This is a genomic window from Paenibacillus sp. HB172176 (assembly GCF_011947265.1).
Lineage (GTDB): Bacteria > Bacillota > Bacilli > Paenibacillales > Paenibacillaceae > Pristimantibacillus.
Genome location: NZ_JAATHD010000025.1, coordinates 40,057 through 55,078, shown reverse-complemented (window position 1 = coordinate 55,078; position 15,022 = coordinate 40,057). Strand labels below are relative to the sequence as shown.

Annotated in this window: 15 protein-coding genes; 7 read left to right on the top strand and 8 right to left on the bottom strand. The window is 52.0% G+C overall.

Annotated features, from left to right (window positions below; translation table 11 throughout):
• Positions 1 to 186: 186 nt before the first annotated feature.
• Complete coding sequence (locus HFP08_RS23930; protein WP_168123146.1) at positions 187 to 645, bottom strand: hypothetical protein; 459 nt, start codon at positions 643 to 645, stop codon at positions 187 to 189.
• A gap of 263 nt (positions 646 to 908) precedes the next feature.
• Here HFP08_RS23930 and HFP08_RS23925 point away from each other — a divergent pair, with 263 nt between their 5' ends.
• From HFP08_RS23925 to HFP08_RS23910, 4 genes are all read left to right on the top strand, one after another.
• Positions 909 to 1,652, top strand: a complete 744-nt coding sequence (locus tag HFP08_RS23925) for a MerR family transcriptional regulator (protein WP_168123178.1) — start codon at positions 909 to 911, stop codon at positions 1,650 to 1,652.
• A 134-nt stretch (positions 1,653 to 1,786) separates the two neighbouring features.
• The gene (locus tag HFP08_RS23920) at positions 1,787 to 2,359 is read left to right on the top strand and encodes a DedA family protein (protein ID WP_168123177.1); all 573 of its coding nucleotides are present in this window, start codon (positions 1,787 to 1,789) and stop codon (positions 2,357 to 2,359) included.
• Between the two features lie 191 nt (positions 2,360 to 2,550).
• Positions 2,551 to 3,147, top strand: a complete 597-nt coding sequence (locus HFP08_RS23915) for a hypothetical protein (protein ID WP_168123145.1) — start codon at positions 2,551 to 2,553, stop codon at positions 3,145 to 3,147.
• Between the two features lie 93 nt (positions 3,148 to 3,240).
• Positions 3,241 to 4,425: a threonine synthase gene (locus HFP08_RS23910; RefSeq protein WP_168123144.1), complete on the top strand. Its 1,185-nt coding sequence runs from the start codon at positions 3,241 to 3,243 to the stop codon at positions 4,423 to 4,425.
• On the opposite strand, the gene HFP08_RS23905 is transcribed toward HFP08_RS23910, so the two are convergent.
• The 3 genes from HFP08_RS23905 to HFP08_RS23895 form a co-directional block, all read right to left on the bottom strand.
• Positions 4,409 to 5,134, bottom strand: a complete 726-nt coding sequence (locus HFP08_RS23905; RefSeq protein ID WP_168123143.1) for a YheC/YheD family protein — start codon at positions 5,132 to 5,134, stop codon at positions 4,409 to 4,411. The genes HFP08_RS23910 and HFP08_RS23905 overlap by 17 nt on opposite strands.
• A complete protein-coding gene (gene panD / locus HFP08_RS23900) occupies positions 5,131 to 5,523 on the bottom strand; it encodes an aspartate 1-decarboxylase (RefSeq protein WP_168123176.1) in 393 nt (130 codons plus the stop codon). The genes HFP08_RS23905 and panD overlap by 4 nt, the downstream gene beginning before the upstream one ends.
• Before the next feature lie 137 nt (positions 5,524 to 5,660).
• On the bottom strand, positions 5,661 to 5,996 hold the full coding sequence (locus HFP08_RS23895) for a winged helix-turn-helix transcriptional regulator (RefSeq protein ID WP_168123175.1): 336 nt from the start codon (positions 5,994 to 5,996) through the stop codon (positions 5,661 to 5,663).
• 151 nt (positions 5,997 to 6,147) lie between these two features.
• Between HFP08_RS23895 and HFP08_RS23890 the strand changes: the two genes are divergently transcribed.
• The gene (locus tag HFP08_RS23890; RefSeq protein ID WP_168123142.1) at positions 6,148 to 6,861 is read left to right on the top strand and encodes an NAD(P)H-dependent oxidoreductase; all 714 of its coding nucleotides are present in this window, start codon (positions 6,148 to 6,150) and stop codon (positions 6,859 to 6,861) included.
• 103 nt (positions 6,862 to 6,964) lie between these two features.
• Here the strand turns inward: HFP08_RS23890 and HFP08_RS23885 are convergent, their stop codons facing one another.
• Positions 6,965 to 7,738: a helix-turn-helix transcriptional regulator gene (locus tag HFP08_RS23885; protein WP_168123141.1), complete on the bottom strand. Its 774-nt coding sequence runs from the start codon at positions 7,736 to 7,738 to the stop codon at positions 6,965 to 6,967.
• A 101-nt stretch (positions 7,739 to 7,839) separates the two neighbouring features.
• On the opposite strand from HFP08_RS23885, the gene HFP08_RS23880 reads away from it, so the two are divergent.
• A complete protein-coding gene (locus HFP08_RS23880) occupies positions 7,840 to 10,095 on the top strand; it encodes an FAD-dependent oxidoreductase (protein ID WP_346768762.1) in 2,256 nt (751 codons plus the stop codon).
• 118 nt (positions 10,096 to 10,213) lie between these two features.
• Positions 10,214 to 11,476, top strand: coding sequence for an NO-inducible flavohemoprotein (gene hmpA / locus HFP08_RS23875; RefSeq protein WP_168123139.1), 1,263 nt, complete (start codon positions 10,214 to 10,216; stop codon positions 11,474 to 11,476).
• A gap of 728 nt (positions 11,477 to 12,204) precedes the next feature.
• Here the strand turns inward: hmpA and HFP08_RS23870 are convergent.
• Genes HFP08_RS23870 through HFP08_RS23860 form a run of 3 tightly spaced genes read right to left on the bottom strand, consistent with a single transcriptional unit; the run spans position 12,205 to position 14,928 of the window.
• Complete coding sequence (locus HFP08_RS23870) at positions 12,205 to 12,843, bottom strand: phosphatase PAP2 family protein (RefSeq protein ID WP_168123138.1); 639 nt, start codon at positions 12,841 to 12,843, stop codon at positions 12,205 to 12,207.
• Position 12,844: 1 nt separating this feature from the next.
• Positions 12,845 to 14,257: a sensor histidine kinase gene (locus HFP08_RS23865; RefSeq protein WP_168123137.1), complete on the bottom strand. Its 1,413-nt coding sequence runs from the start codon at positions 14,255 to 14,257 to the stop codon at positions 12,845 to 12,847.
• Positions 14,254 to 14,928 (bottom strand): response regulator transcription factor, encoded by a 675-nt coding sequence (locus tag HFP08_RS23860; RefSeq protein WP_168123136.1) that lies wholly within the window; start codon positions 14,926 to 14,928, stop codon positions 14,254 to 14,256. The genes HFP08_RS23865 and HFP08_RS23860 overlap by 4 nt, the downstream gene beginning before the upstream one ends.
• Positions 14,929 to 15,022: the final 94 nt, after the last annotated feature.

Below are 15,022 nucleotides of genomic sequence, written 5' to 3'. Positions count from 1 at the left end.
CGCAATGTTTGAATTGAGATAAAGGAAGAGGCCCGGTGCATGTGCAGCGGGCTTCTGTTTTCTATGATGGAGCGCCGCCTCTCGAGTCGTTTTTACGATCCGCTGCGACCTGACAGTTGCAGAAGCGAAGAAGCCTGCGAAGCAAAGTTCGCAGGCGCTGTTCAAACGTATCATGCAAGGGAGAAGTTATTCCTCGTCTTCGTCGTCATCATCATCGTCAGGATCATGATGATGGTCGTGATCATGATCACAAACAGGATCACAATCAGAATCAGCATGATGATCCCTATTCATCTTCTTTTTTTCTTTTTTCTTTTCTTTTTTCTTCAGCGCCTTTTTCAGCTTTTTAGCTCTCTTTTTTTCCTTCTCATCCTCATCATCCTCTTCGTCCTTGTCTTCTGCCGCCTCCTCTTCATCGTCGACTTCTTGATCGTTTTCTTCCGCTTCCTCTGAATTTTCATCATGTACAACCGCCTCTACTTCAGCAACTGGCTCCCAGTCTACATCCGCGAGCATGTCTTTAATCTCATCTTTGCTCTTGCCTGCCAGAGCAAGCTCTTGCACAGAACCATCCTCGAGGAGAAGGTTTAGCTGTTCTACTTCTTGCGATTTCAGCACCTTTTTTATTTCTTTCACCAGTGACAAGGCAATATCCCTCCGCGACACTTATTTTTCAAGCTAGTATATAGTATAGAATTGCGAGAGGAATGGCTTGGGTATATGAAGCAGGGTAAGCGTCGTTTTTACTATATGAACTATATATCACAATACACAGAGGAGAGAACAGATCATTCTGGAAAAGCGCATGGAAGATTGATCTGTTGTCGCAGCAATAATACAAAATGGGGATTGACCCTCACGTTACGTGATACTCTATAGTGAGAAGCAAGAAGGGGGCGGGCAATACGATGAAGGTGAAAGAGGTTGCGGAGCTCGCTGGCGTCAGCGTGCGCACACTGCATCATTATGACGAGATTGGTCTCCTGATTCCGGATGGGATAACCGAAGCCGGCTATCGCGACTATTCTCAGCGTAATCTCGAGCTGCTGCAGCAAATTTGCTTTTATCGGGAGCTGGGATTTCCTTTGAAGCAAATCAGGGCGATCGTGACCGACGAGAGCTTCGACCGCTTGGAGGCGCTGAGCCGGCATAAGCAGATGCTGCGAGAGAAGCGCGATCAGTTGGACCGGCTGCTGCGGACGGTGGAGAAGACGATGCAATACGAGAGAGGAGAAATGAACATGACGAACAAGGAGAAATTCGAAGGGTTTGATTTCAGCGAAGTCAATCCGTATGAGGGAGAGGCGCGGGAGCGCTGGGGAGATCGGACGGTGGATGATTCGAATGCAAAGCTCGGCGCAATGAAGCAGGACGGCAGCATCGAACGATTCCAAGAGGAGATGAACGCGTTGTATCGAAGGCTTGCGGCGCTTCGTCATGATGATCCGGAATCGCAGGCTTCCCAGGCGGCGATTAAGGAATGGTATGACCTGCTGAATCGTATGGGAGCCTATTCGCCCGAAGCGTTCAAGAGCCTCGGGCAAATGTATGTCGATGACGAGCGTTTTACGAAAAATATCGATAAGTTTGGCGAAGGACTGGCGTTGTTCATGCGCGACGCCATGGCCTTCTACGCGGGCAGCCGGGCTTAATTTCCGGTCTGGTCAAATATTCTCATGCTATTTTCAGATAAATATGATATCTTTTGAAGCATGCAGGTTAGAGAGAAGGAGTCGATTGAAAGTTGCATGCTATTCTTGAATTTTTATCTGAATTTGTTCAAACGATGATTGACAATCTGGGCATCTGGGGCATTGGACTCGGCATGCTCATCGAGAGTGCGTGCATACCTCTTCCAAGCGAAGTCATTATGCTGGTAGGCGGCTTTCATGTGGTTACGGGAAACTTTACTTTCACGGAGGTTGTGATCGCTGGCGTTGTCGGCAACTTGCTCGGCTCCATATTGGCCTACTGGATCGGAATTGTCGGGGGACGCGCGTTCATCCTGAAGTATGGCAAGTATGTGCTGCTGAACGAGCATCATCTGGACAAGGCGGAATCGTGGTTTCATAAATATGGCGAGTGGACGGTGTTCGCGACGAGGAATTTGCCGTTCATTCGGACCTTCATTTCCCTGCCGGCAGGCGTGGCAAGAATGAACTTCGCCAAGTTCGTTGTGTTCACAACGCTCGGCTGCATCCCGTGGAATATTGCGCTTACCTATGTAGGCTACCGTCTGGGGCAGAACTGGGATGAAGCGGAGCCGTATATCAAGCCGTTCAGCTATATCATCGCGGTTGTGGTTGTGATCCTCGTGCTGCGCTGGGTGTGGAAGTCAAGAAAAACGACCGGGAAATAAAGGATACAGAAGAAGCCGCGCATCGCGGACAAAGCTCTGAAATGATCAAGCTCATTGATTATTTTAGAGCTTTTTTTTGTTGATAGACGTTTGTCGATTTACAAATTGGAAGGCTCTCTCATGAATTTCTCATTTTGACTATGTACAATGGGAATGGAACACTGTCGATCAAATACCGAACAAGGGAGAGTATGATGAGCAAAAACAAGAAGGTATGGATTCCGGCTATTTTCACCGTTGCTGCAGCAATTCTTCTCTTGGTTTATTATTTCTTGACTCCGCATCCACGGATTAGAGAGCACGAGCACCCTATGGAGGGAATCGTCAAGACGCTTGGCACAATCTCTCTGTATATGGGAGCGGTCAGCTTCTCTTGGTATTGGTTCAAGAGGAAACGCAAATCCCCGTCTCAGCTCTTGAGGAAGGTCGGGAAAATGCTGCATGCCATTCATCAACCGCTTGGATGGGCGACTCTCTTGTTCATCGCTGTTCATGGCGCGTACTTCCTAATAATCAAGCCGCATGATCATAAAATCATGTCCGGAATTGCGAATTTTCTGTTATTGCTGACGCTGGCGGGTTATGGTTATTTCATTCTGAGGATAAGAAATAAATGGATGCGCACCGTACATCGGATGCTAGCTATTGCGTGGGTCCCGATTCTGTTCTTCCACGCCGGCGGTTCGGTCATAGCGGCGACGGCGGCGACGCTTGCGGCAGGAGGGCTTGCGTGGTTGGTTGAGCGTTCAGCCATCCTTCAGGCGGATGTGGGCGGGAAAGATAAGTAACATGCTGGTTATAAGCCGTGTTGATCGTTTGTCATGGGAATAAGATGATGAAGGAATCGTTATCGGCTTACTATACTGGCATGGAGGTAGGATATGACCCGGCTTAGAGTAACATGCTCAAGATGCGGCTCGTCTGCGGCATTCACCTATGAAGAGATGAACTGCGTTTGCGGCGGTGTGCGACTTGTTGAATACGATCTGGCATTAGCGGCGAAGACATTGACTAAGCAGGCGCTCTTGCACCGACCCGCGTCTATGTGGCGTTACAAGGAGCTTCTGCCCGTAGCGGCTTCGGAGGATATCGTATCATTAGGGGAAGGTTGGACTCCCTTGTCTCTCTTGAGCATAGCGGAGCTGAAGCTGCCGGTTGATCGGCTGTGGATCAAGCGGGAAGAGCTGAATCCGACCGGCAGCTTCAAAGCGCGCGGGATGTCGGTAGCCGTCTCGCTGCTGAAGGAAAGAGGCAAGCGGACAGCCGCCTTGGCCTCCAATGGGAATGCAGCGAGCGCGCTTGCGGCTTATGCGGCCTCTGCCGGCATGGATGCATGCGTCTTCGTGCCTGAGGACTGCCCGCCGTATATCGTGCAGGAATGCAGGCATTACGGGGCGGACACTTTTCGAGTGAAGGGACTTATTCATGACGCCGGACAATGGGTGGAAGCGGGGAGAAGATTGTTCGGCTGGTCATCCGTTTCCACGCTGAAGGAGCCTGGCCGGGTTGAAGGCAAGAAGACGATGGGCTTCGAGCTTGCGGAGCAGTTGAACTGGCAGCTGCCAAGCGTTATTGTATATCCGACCGGCGGAGGCTCAGGAGTTATCGGGATGTGGAAGGCCTTTCGCGAGCTGAAGGAATTGAGAATGATAACGGGACCGCTGCCTCGCATGGTCTGCGTGCAAGCATCGGGCTGCGCGCCGCTGGCCGCGGCTATGGGGAAAGCCGACAGCGGCTCCGAAACTCCAGCGGCGACAGGCATGCGCGTGCCAAGACCGCCTGATCTGGAGCTGCTTGTTCGAATCCTAAGAGAAATGAAAGGAACCGCGGTCGCAGTCACTCAAGACGAAATAAAAGACGCCCAGCGAGCGATGGGCGCCAGAGGAATTTCGGCATCGCCCGAAGGGGCGGCGACCTGGGCAGGATTTGTAAGCTTGTGCGAAGAAGGCTGGATTCAGCCTAAGGATCGCGTCGTGCTGTTCAATACCTCCCATGCGATGAAGTATGAGCTTCATTGCGCGAATGAGAGAACGCCGCTGCTTGGCAAGCTTAACCCCATTTTATAATGCGACGGTACATGGACTTATCCTTCAGCCTCTTGAACAAGGAACGGCTCGGGGAGAAATTCGCTTCAATGATCCACGGTTTGCCCTTTCGATCGATGCCCACATCCATGCCTACTGTGCGAATCCAAGGATAATAAGCGTGGAGATGTCTGGCGGTGCGAAGCGACAAAGCATGCGACTGGCTGACGATGCTCCCGCTCTGATTCATAAGGCTTGGCGACTTGCGGATCGCTTCGGGCAGCGGAAGCACGTATCCGCGGCTGCGTGCCGTATTGGTTACGAGATAACCGGGCCCGGCAATCTTGGCTAACGATCCCGTCACCTTCCATGACCGGCTTCTTCCGCGCTGCACCATGACTCTCGCATCGAAGGGTCTCGAGCCGACTGTCGCCAGATTCACATATCGCTGAACAAGACCGCTTCCTAATGAATGCCTGTTCAGCAAGCTCATGACGGCAGAGATATCGGAGACCTTGCGGCTGTGCTTCTCCCAGCGCACATGCAACTGGCGGGGGGACTGCTTCGTAATCCGAAATACGCCTGCTCCGCCGCTTTTGGCCCGAGGCTTCACAATGACCGTTTTGTAACGATCAATCATCGTCGCAAGCGTCCGCGCAGACAATGGCAGGGTTTGGGGGAGCGAAGGGATAAGGGACGAAGATTTCTTCATAATCGTGTATTTGCTCCACTTGTTCCAGCTCGGCTTCATGATGGGCTTCCCTCCGGATACTGGGTGTCATGAGCTTCAATGCCCACAATTTGATTTTGTTCGTCTACAAAAACAACGCGAGGCTGTAATTCAGCCGTATCCTCCTCATGGAACAGCCCCATACTGAGAATAATCACCTTGTCTCCCGGCTGAAACAGATGAGCGGGGGGGCCGTTCAGGCAGATCTTCCCGGACTGCTCCGGCGCCGGAAGGGCATAGGTCTTCCAACGCGTCGCATTTCTGAGTGAGGTGACTTGAACCATTTCATAGGGGCGAATATTCGCTTTCTTCATCAACAAAGCATCGATTGTGATGCTTCCTACATAATCGAGATCGGCTTCCGTTACCGTAGCCCGGTGAATCTTTCCTTTGCACATAAGTCGTTGCAGCTTGAACAACCTCCTACATATAGGCTCAGAGTATTGTATGAGGGAAGCGGCGAATTTGCCATTGGAAAGGGATTTTCATTGGAGGGTGTTCGGTTCGGGGACGCGGAGACATTCGTCTAGACAGCACGGCTCTCCGCCTATAGCTGTCGCTGCTCCTCGCCCCATTCCTTCATCATGCGAATGATGGGAAGCACCGATCTGCCTTTATCCGTTAACGAGTATTCGACCTTGGGCGGCACCTCCGCATACACCTTCCGGTGCACGAGACCGTGTTCTTCGAGATCTCTTAATTGCAGAGTGAGCATTCGCTGCGTAATGTTAGGACAGCTTCTGCGCAGCTCGTTGAATCGCATCGTGCCGCTCATGAGACGGTATAGCAGGATGGATTTCCAGCTTCCTCCTATAATCTTCAATGTATATTCTACGGGACACTCCACGTAATCCGAGCATTCTAACGTTGAGCCCGCATCCATCGCTTTTATGGGCTCTTCCAACGATTTTGTCATTTCGCCAGCCTCCTATGGTATCAATATTGATACTATCTATCATGAATGTGCGTACTTTAATTTTTGTATGCATTCATTATAATAAAAAGAAGAAAAAACATAAAGGAGTGTGGAAGTCATGACAGCAGAAACGACAAACCACTTGACGAATGAAGCAACGAAAGAGGACAAGAAAGCATCCATTCTGGAGGCATTCGGGTTCAGACATGCCTGCAAGGCGTTCGACTCATCGAAAAAAATACCACAGGAGGACTTCGGGTTCATATTGGAAACCGCGCGCTTGTCGCCGAGCTCTTACGGCTTTGAGCCGTGGCGTTTCCTTGTCCTGCAGAACGAAGCGCTGCGGAGAAAGCTGCTTCCCGTTGTCTGGGGAGGGCAGGGACAGCTCCCGACGGCGAGCCATCTTGTCGTTGCTCTTGCGCGCAAGAAGCAAGCCATGCTTCCGGATTCGCCGCATGTGCAGAGGATCATGCGGGAGGTTCATCATCTGCCGGATGCCATTGCGGATATGCTGGAGCAGAAGTATGAACAATTTCTGAACGAGGGCTTCAAGCTCATTGAGAATGACCGCGCAATGTTCGAGTGGGCTTGCCGGCAAACTTATCTGGCTGTGGGCAATATGATGACGGCCGCCGCTCAGATCGGCATCGATTCGTGTCCAATGGAGGGCTTTGACAAAGACGGAGTGGAGCAAGCGCTGCGGGAGGAAGGACTTCTGGACGGAGAGGAATTCGGCGTAGCTTGCTTCGTAGCCTTCGGCTATCGCAAGGAGCAGCCGGCGCGTCCGAAGTCGAGGCAGGCGATGGAGGAAATCGTGCAATGGGTTGAATAACCGGATGGCCGGGAGGTCGCTCGAAGCAGGACATTACAGCTGTAGATGACAGTCGGCAAGCGGAAGCGGCAGGCGCCACCAAGGCGCTTGCCGTTTGCCGCTTCTATAGCTGCAGCTTCTGCCTGTAGCTCGAAGGGTTCATGCCGATGCGGGCCGTGAAGATCCGGCTCAGGTAGAAGCCGTTCTCGTAGCCGCATTCCGCCGCAATGGCGTCGATGGTCCAGTTGGTCGTGCGCAGAAGCTCGGATGCCTGCTGCATGCGAAGATCCGTAACATAGTCATTCGGCTTCTCGCCGAATGCCGACTGAAATTGCCTGGTGAGCTGCACGGGGGTTAACTGGAACCTGCCGGCGACATCCTTCAGCAACAACGCTTCGCAGGCATGGGCATTCAAGTAATTTCTCACCTCGAGCATAACGGGGTTCGCCGCATGCTTCTGGGCTCCATCGGCTCCAAGACTCGTATGCTCCATCAGGATCAGCAGCCACAAATCATGGGCAAGATGCGAGCGCAGCTCCCAGGCAAACGGCGATCTGCTGCCGGCATTGCGGCGAAGCATGGAGCAATTATCCGCCACTCTTCCCTGTCTGGACAACCGAATCCTGCCGATCGGCGCTTGCTCCTCCGGCTTGCAATCGAGGACGAGAAAGTGGAAGGTCAGCGGGGTGATGGTCTCTCTCTCGAAGTCGGTGAGAGGCGGACAGAGAATAAGATCGCCGGCTTCCGCCGTTCCTTCCCGACCGGCAATGCGGAACTTCATCTCCCCCGATTCGATGACGAACATGACCCACTCCTCGTATTGATCGCTTGCCAGTTGGAACTGCTCTTTGTGCTGCCAATAAACATGGGAGATTAGCCGCGAAACGCAGTCTGACATCCTCGCCACCTCTTCTCGGAAAATGAAATTTTGGATATATATCTGTAATTTAATGCATTCTAACGAATCATTCAAGCGCCTACAATGAAATTATAGATATTATGGAGGTGGCGGTAAGAATGAGGCAGGAGACGGTTCAAACCGATATTACGGTCATTGGAGGCGGTCTTGCGGGCATATGTGCGGCTGTTGCGGCAGCGAGACTCGGCAGCAAGGTAGCCTTGATTCAGAACAGGCCCGTGCTAGGAGGAAACTCGAGCAGCGAGGTGCGGGTATGGGTATGCGGCGCAACTGGACATGGCATTCATCGTTATGCGCGTGAGACGGGCATCATGGGCGAGATGTTCGTGGAGAATCAGTATCGGAATCCGGAAGGAAATCCATACTATTGGGATCTGGTTATGCTCGAAACGGTGAAAGCGGAACCAAATATTTCATTGTATCTCAATACCGACGTGCATGAGGTGGAGGCGCAGGGAACCGAGGAGCAGCGCGAAATTCACGCGGTCATCGGCTGGATGATGGGCTCGGAGAGACGCATTCGCTTCGAGAGCAAGCAGTTCATCGACTGCACGGGCGACGGTCTTGTCGGCTTCCTGGCAGGGGCGAAATATCGCATCGGGCGCGAGGCGCGTCATGAATACAATGAAGTATGGGCGCCCGAGGTCGCGGACGACATTACGCTCGGCAGCACGATTCTGTTCTATACGAAGGACGAAGGCCGTCCAGTGAAATACGTGCCGCCAAGCTTTGCGAGAGACATAACGAAAACGACCATTCCGCTGAAGCGCGTCATCAGAAGCGGAGATTCGGGCTGCCATTACTGGTGGATCGAATGGGGCGGCGAGCATGATATCGTTCACGATAACGAGATGGTTCGAGACGAGCTGTGGGCGGCGATCTACGGGATTTGGGATTATATCAAAAACTCGGGGCAATTCGACGCCGACAATATGACGCTCGAGTGGGTAGGCAGCGTTCCCGGCAAGCGGGAATATCGCCGCTTCACCGGCGATTATGTGCTCAGCCAAGGAGATATTCTGGCGCAGGAGCCGTTCGAGGACCGCGTCGCCTTCGGCGGCTGGTCGATCGATCTTCATCCGCCGCAGGGGATGTACGCGACGGAAAGCGGCTCGAAGCATATGCATATGGACGGCATCTATCATATTCCGTTCCGCTCGCTCTATTCGGCTAATATCAGCAATATGCTGATGGCCGGCAGAGATATCAGCGCGACGCATGTGGCCTTCGGCACAACTCGCGTCATGGCGACCTGCGCGGTAATCGGAGAAGCGGCGGGAACGGGAGCGGCGCTCTGCGTGAAGAACAAGGTGTCGCCTCGCACGCTCGTGAAAGAGTACCTGCAGGAGCTGCAGCAAACGTTGCTTCGCCAGGATGCTTCCGTCGTCGGCCTGGTGAATCAGGATCCGGAGGATCTGGCAAGACAGGCCGTCGCAAGCGCGACAAGCGCGACGAAGCAGATTCGTATCGAGCATTCGCATGAAACGCAAAGCATGGATACGGATTTCGGCATTATTTTCCCCATTGACCGTTTGGAGGGCATCGAGCTGCTGCTGGATGCAAGCGGCGAGACGACCGTAGAGGTCGAACTGTGGTCGACGGGACGCGAGGAGAATTATGTGCCGCATACGCTCGAGGCGAAAGCGTCGGCTGCGATTGAATCCGGCGAGAAGCAGTGGATTTCCTTCGATCTGGCGTGGTCGCCGGAGAAGGAGCAGTCGGTCTTCGTCATCGTGAAGGCGAATGAGGCGATCAAGCTGCATCTGTCCCATGAGCCGATGACGGGCGTGCTCAGCAGCAAGGAGAGCAGGGAATCGCGCGCGGTCGTGCAGCTCGAGCATCATGATGTGGCGCAGCCGGTCGTGAAATGGTCGATTCGCCAGCACACGCGCAAACCGGCCTGCTTCCGCACGATTGGCCTGGTCGACGTATTCGGTCCTGCGAAGGCGATAGACGGCTATGTTCGCCCGTATGGCGGTCAGCATATGTGGATCTCCGAGGCATCCTCGGAGGAGCAAGCGTTGACGCTCGCTTGGGCGCGTCCCGTTGCCGTGAAGGAGCTCCATCTTACCTTCAATGACGACGTGAACGAGGATTTGATCAATCTGCATCATCATCGCACCGACTTCGAGATCATTCCGGAGCTTGTGAAGGATTACCGGATTGAAGCTCTGGTCGACGGCGCGTGGACGGTCCTGCATCAAGAGAAGGCGAATCGGAAGCGTAAGCGCGTGCATGCGTTGGCGCCGGAGGGCCTTATCTCCGAGCTGAGACTGGTTTGCGAAAGCACCAATGGCTGTCCGAGAACAGAGTTGATTGAGATTCGGGCGTACTAAACGCGTCACAGATTGCTTGCATTTCGTGTGATTGCAATCACAGGGCATTTGAGGCTCCTTCCGTATACTTAAGGCGTAGAGAACAACACACGCTGAAAGCCGGAAGGAGCTTTTTATTATGCTGAAGCAAGAAACGATAGCGATTATCAAATCGACGGTGCCAGTGCTGGAGGAGCATGGCGTTGCCGTTACGAAGCGCTTCTATGAGCTGCTGTTCACGAATCATCCCGAGCTGCTGAATCTATTCAATCACGCGAACCAGAAGCAAGGCAGGCAGCAAGGCGCGCTTGCGAATGCGGTCTACGCGGCTGCGCTGCATATCGATCGTTTGGAGACGATATTGCCCGTTGTGAAAGGGATTGCCCATAAGCATAGAAGCCTGGGAGTCAAGCCGGAGCATTATCCGGTCGTCGGCGAGCATCTCTTGCTTGCGATGAAGGATGTGCTTGGCGACGGGGCGACGGAAGAGGTGCTAGCAGCATGGGGAGATGCGTATCAGGTTATTGCGGATGCCTTTATCGGCGTCGAGAAAAGCATGTATGAGGAAGCGGAGGGGCAGCATGGCGGCTGGGAAGGCTTCCGCGCCTTCAGGGTGGAGCGCCGCGTGAAGGAAAGCGAGGTTATCACCTCCTTCTATCTGGAGCCTGAGGACGGCAAAGCCATCGCCGATTTCCTGCCGGGACAATATGTCAGCGTGAAGCTGGACATTCCGGGAGAGGCATACACGCATATTCGCCAATACAGCCTGTCTGATTCGCCCGGCAAGCCGTATTACCGCATCTCGGTCAAGCGCGAGGAAGCGACCTCGGAGAAGCCGGAGGGCACGGCATCGAATGCGCTTCATCGGTATGCGGAAGAGGGGGAGCGAATTTGGCTGTCGGCTCCGGCGGGACAATTCGTGCTCGACCAGGATGACGACCGCCCTGTCGTGCTGTTGAGCGGCGGCGTCGGCATTACGCCGATGATGAGCATGCTGAAGACATTGGCGGAAGCGGAAGTGGTAGCAGAAACGAAAGCGGGAACAGCGAAGATGGCAATAGCAGGAGCTTCGCGGCCCGTCACCTTCATCCATGCCGCGAGGAACGGCGAGTTCCACGCAATGCGGGAGCAGACGGATGAGCTGGCTGAAGCGCATGAGCATATAACCGTCTATTATTGCTACCAGAATCCGACGGAGGACGATCGCAAGCGGAATGCATTCCATCGGGAAGGGTTCATTGAGCGTGAATGGCTGGAATTGATTACTCCAGGCGCGGATGCAGTCTACTACTTCTGCGGCCCCATCCCGTTCATGAAGCAGATCAATCAGCACTTGAAGCAGCTCGGCGTGCCGGAGTCCTCGATTTATTATGAATTTTTCGGACCTGCGGGGCAGTTGTAAGAAGCGCAAAGGTCGTCTTTTGCAGGGGTTTCTTTCCTGCAGAGACGCGCCTTTTTCGTTTTTTTACAGCCTGAATTTATAAAGTTTCGAGTTACGCACTTTTTTAGGCGGTATTAGCTATATGATGCTTACAAAGCAGCTTTGCTCTGGAAAGCTGCAGGTCGAACATAAAGGAAAGACCTCGAAAAGCGGAAAGATCTAGAAAAGTGGCTTTGATGGAGACAGGTGTGGAGATAGGCGGAACTCTAACGAAACTTGATAACGTTAAGTCCATAAAAAGGCAACCTATTCAAATTTAACGAGGATCTATCGTCTTATTTCATGGTTTCGGGCAGCAATCATGCTCGCTTTGATGAAGTAACGATGTGAATCTTCGTTAGATTCACGCAGGCCTGAGATTCAGGCATTTAACGTTATGAGTCTTCGTTAGGATCCCATGGCCGGAGAGAATTCAATGCGATTAAGGAAACGGGATGAGTGAGAGGCTGCTCTGCTTGCAACTGTAACGGACTTTTTCGACCCTTAGAAGCTCTTTTTAGCTAGCCCAGATTTTTAACGGACCTATTCGCCTCTTAGCTGGTTAATCCCGTTGTTTTTTCGCTCGTTTGGTTGGCTAAGAGGACAAAAAGTCCGTTAGAGCAAGCGAGTATTGAAAAACGCCGTCTAAGAGGACAAAAAGTCCGTTAGAGCAGATCGCTGCTTTTAAAGGACGCCGTCAAGAGGTTTTCTCACTTGACACGCACCCTTCTACGCTGATACAGCCATATATTAATGCTTATCCAGGCGCCGCTGGCCAAATAGCCGCCAAACACATCGCTCGGATAATGCACGCCAAGATAAATACGGCTAATGCCAATCATAGCAACTATGCATGTGCCGAGAAAGATAATGAGGCTGCGAATCCATATTCTTCGAGCATGCTTCCACAGCAAGAAGCTGAGTATGCCGTATAACGTAAAGGCCGCCATAGAGTGACCGCTGGGAAAGCTGTACCCATTCGCATCCGCGATACGATGGAGGAGAGGACGCGCGCGATGGAACAGGATTTTCAGTAACATATTCAATAAAGCAGAGCCAATCACCACGCCTGCAAAAAACACTAATTCTCTGCGGTAATGGAGAACAAAAAATAATACCGCCATAATCGCGAGTGTGATGAAGATGACGGGAGCTCCGGCTCCAATTGCGGTGAAGAAGGTCATGATTGGCGTTAAAGCGCTGCTCTCATAGCCTTGAATAATGGAGATCCACTTGAGATCAAACGCCCTAATCTTATGATCGCCAATGAGAACAGCGATGAGCGCGAAACCGAGCGCGCAAAGCGCGCTTAGCAAGTATGCTTCTGTGAACAAACGTTTCAGTGTCATATTAAAGACTCCTTGGCAATTCGATGATTGCAATCGTTCCTTGTTCGGAGCTGGAGAGACGGATCGTGCCCTCATATTTCTGAACAAGCTTCTTGGCAATCGCAAGTCCCAGTCCGCTTCCTCCTATCGCGCGGCTTCTCGCTTTATCCGCGCGATAGAAGCGATCGAACACATGGGGAAGATGCTCCTCCGGGATTCCGGGCCCGTAGTCGATAATTTCGACGCGATACATGTGATCTTGCACATGCTTGTGGTTCTCAGGGGGAACAGCTGTGCCTGTGACGCGGATATGCTTCTTATCTCGTGAATATTTAATGGCATTATCAATCACGATGGTCAGGATCTGCTTCAGATGATGCTCCGTGATAGCCAGCTTAACGCGGGATAGAGACTGTGTGTCCACATCATATGCGAATTCGGGATGCAGCAGCGAGAAATCATCCACAATTTTGATGACAAGCGGAGACAGATCGGCTTGATTCCACTCTTGAGAGACGGCATTCGACTCGGAGGCGGCAAGCAAATCTTGCGAGAGATGCTTGAGTCTTGTCAATTCTTCAAGCGCGGCATGCAACGATTCGTTCAGAACAGCCGGATCATCCTTTCCCCAGCGCTTCAGCAGATTGAGATGTCCTTCTAGGATGGCAATCGGCGTTCGCAGCTCATGAGAAGCATCTTCGACAAATTGATGCTGTTGCTGAAAGGCCTCCTCTAATTGATCCATCATGCCGTTAAACATCGCGCTTAGCTGGGATAATTCATCTCCGTTGTTATGAAATTCAACGCGCTGGGATAACCCTCTGCGTTTAATATTCTGTATAGCGATTGTCAATCTTCCAATTGGTTTCACGAATTGCCTTCCCAGTAAGACGCCGCTGAAGGCGCTGATGGCTATCCCGCATAGGCCTCCAATGATCATGACAAGGAGCAAGAGATGGTTCAATTGTTCATAGTTCTCCAAGTTGCGGACGATTTCGACCGTTCCCTCGAAATCGCCTGCTTGAATCGAACGGCTAATCACCAGTATATGATCCTGATCATGCCAGAGACTGCGAAGCTTGCTCGAAGCAGGTCTCATGGGGAGCACCCAACTGTTCATCTTTTCATCGCCAATAATGAGCACAAGATTGCCGTCGCGATCAATGATGCGTATCATCTCATCCTTCTCGTTCACCTTCTCCAGAAAGCTCTTTCCCTGCGAGATTTCCTTGGCTCCGCTATTGGCATAATAGACTTGGATTTCGTCCATGCTCTTCTTGATGGAGTCTTCCTCTTGAGCAAGAATCCAGCGATCGAGCACCAGATATTGAACGGAATTGTAGAGCATGAAGAAGACGCACATCCACAACGTTACCCAGACCGTGATTCGCCATTTGAATGGAAGGGCACGTAGCCGATTCAGCAGATTTCTCATAATCGCATCACATAGCCGACCCCTCGCAGGGTCTTAATATATTTTTCTTCCTTCAGATCATTTAATTTCCCGCGCAAATAACGCACATAAACATCAACCACATTCGTTTCGACCTCTGAATCATAGCCCCATACTTTGTCGAGAATGATGTCTCTCGTTAAGACAATGTTCACATTCTGCATGAAGCATTCGAGAAGATCGAATTCTCGTTTGGTTAGCACAATCGTATCTTCTCCCTGTGTAACTATACGCGATCGCATATCAAGCGTTAGATCGCTGAACGAAAGCGTCTCGGATGCATTCTCGCTAAGCTCTAATCTTCGGAACAAGGCGCGCATGCGAGCGAGCAATTCCTCGATTGCGAACGGCTTTGATAGATAGTCATCCCCTCCGCAGTCGAGGCCTCTAACGCGATCATTAACCTTGTTCCGTGCCGTAATCATGATAATCGGCGTATCCTTGGCAGCTCGAATTTCACGGCAGACCTCCATGCCGCTCATGCCAGGGAGCATAATATCAAGCAGGATCATATCCCAGTCCTGCTCCAACGCCATAGCTAAACCGGTATGGCCGGCGACAGCGACAGCAGCCTCATAAGATTCGTGGCGGAGCTCCAGCTCGAGAAATCGAGCTAAATTCGGTTCATCTTCTACAATTAGAATTTTCTTCATGCCTGCCTTCGCCCCCGATTATGAATGCCTCTAGTGTTCCTTCTATTTTAAAGCTTTATTATGAAAACATGGTGAGAATATCTCGAATTTTCAA

What these genes read in the sequence shown, in the direction of transcription:
- HFP08_RS23885 (WP_168123141.1), bottom strand. Translation starts at nt 7,738, where the DNA reads ATGTCAGACTGCGTTTCGCGGCTAATCTCCCATGTTTATTGGCAGCAC.
- HFP08_RS23880 (WP_346768762.1), top strand. Translation starts at nt 7,840, where the DNA reads ATGGAGGTGGCGGTAAGAATGAGGCAGGAGACGGTTCAAACCGATATT.
- HFP08_RS23905 (WP_168123143.1), bottom strand. Translation starts at nt 5,134, where the DNA reads ATGAAGCCGAGCTGGAACAAGTGGAGCAAATACACGATTATGAAGAAA.
- HFP08_RS23895 (WP_168123175.1), bottom strand. Translation starts at nt 5,996, where the DNA reads ATGGATGCGGGCTCAACGTTAGAATGCTCGGATTACGTGGAGTGTCCC.
- HFP08_RS23860 (WP_168123136.1), bottom strand. Translation starts at nt 14,928, where the DNA reads ATGAAGAAAATTCTAATTGTAGAAGATGAACCGAATTTAGCTCGATTT.
- HFP08_RS23925 (WP_168123178.1), top strand. Translation starts at nt 909, where the DNA reads ATGAAGGTGAAAGAGGTTGCGGAGCTCGCTGGCGTCAGCGTGCGCACA.
- HFP08_RS23920 (WP_168123177.1), top strand. Translation starts at nt 1,787, where the DNA reads ATGATTGACAATCTGGGCATCTGGGGCATTGGACTCGGCATGCTCATC.
- HFP08_RS23870 (WP_168123138.1), bottom strand. Translation starts at nt 12,843, where the DNA reads ATGACACTGAAACGTTTGTTCACAGAAGCATACTTGCTAAGCGCGCTT.
- hmpA (WP_168123139.1), top strand. Translation starts at nt 10,214, where the DNA reads ATGCTGAAGCAAGAAACGATAGCGATTATCAAATCGACGGTGCCAGTG.
- HFP08_RS23915 (WP_168123145.1), top strand. Translation starts at nt 2,551, where the DNA reads ATGATGAGCAAAAACAAGAAGGTATGGATTCCGGCTATTTTCACCGTT.
- HFP08_RS23910 (WP_168123144.1), top strand. Translation starts at nt 3,241, where the DNA reads ATGACCCGGCTTAGAGTAACATGCTCAAGATGCGGCTCGTCTGCGGCA.
- HFP08_RS23890 (WP_168123142.1), top strand. Translation starts at nt 6,148, where the DNA reads ATGACAGCAGAAACGACAAACCACTTGACGAATGAAGCAACGAAAGAG.
- HFP08_RS23865 (WP_168123137.1), bottom strand. Translation starts at nt 14,257, where the DNA reads ATGAGAAATCTGCTGAATCGGCTACGTGCCCTTCCATTCAAATGGCGA.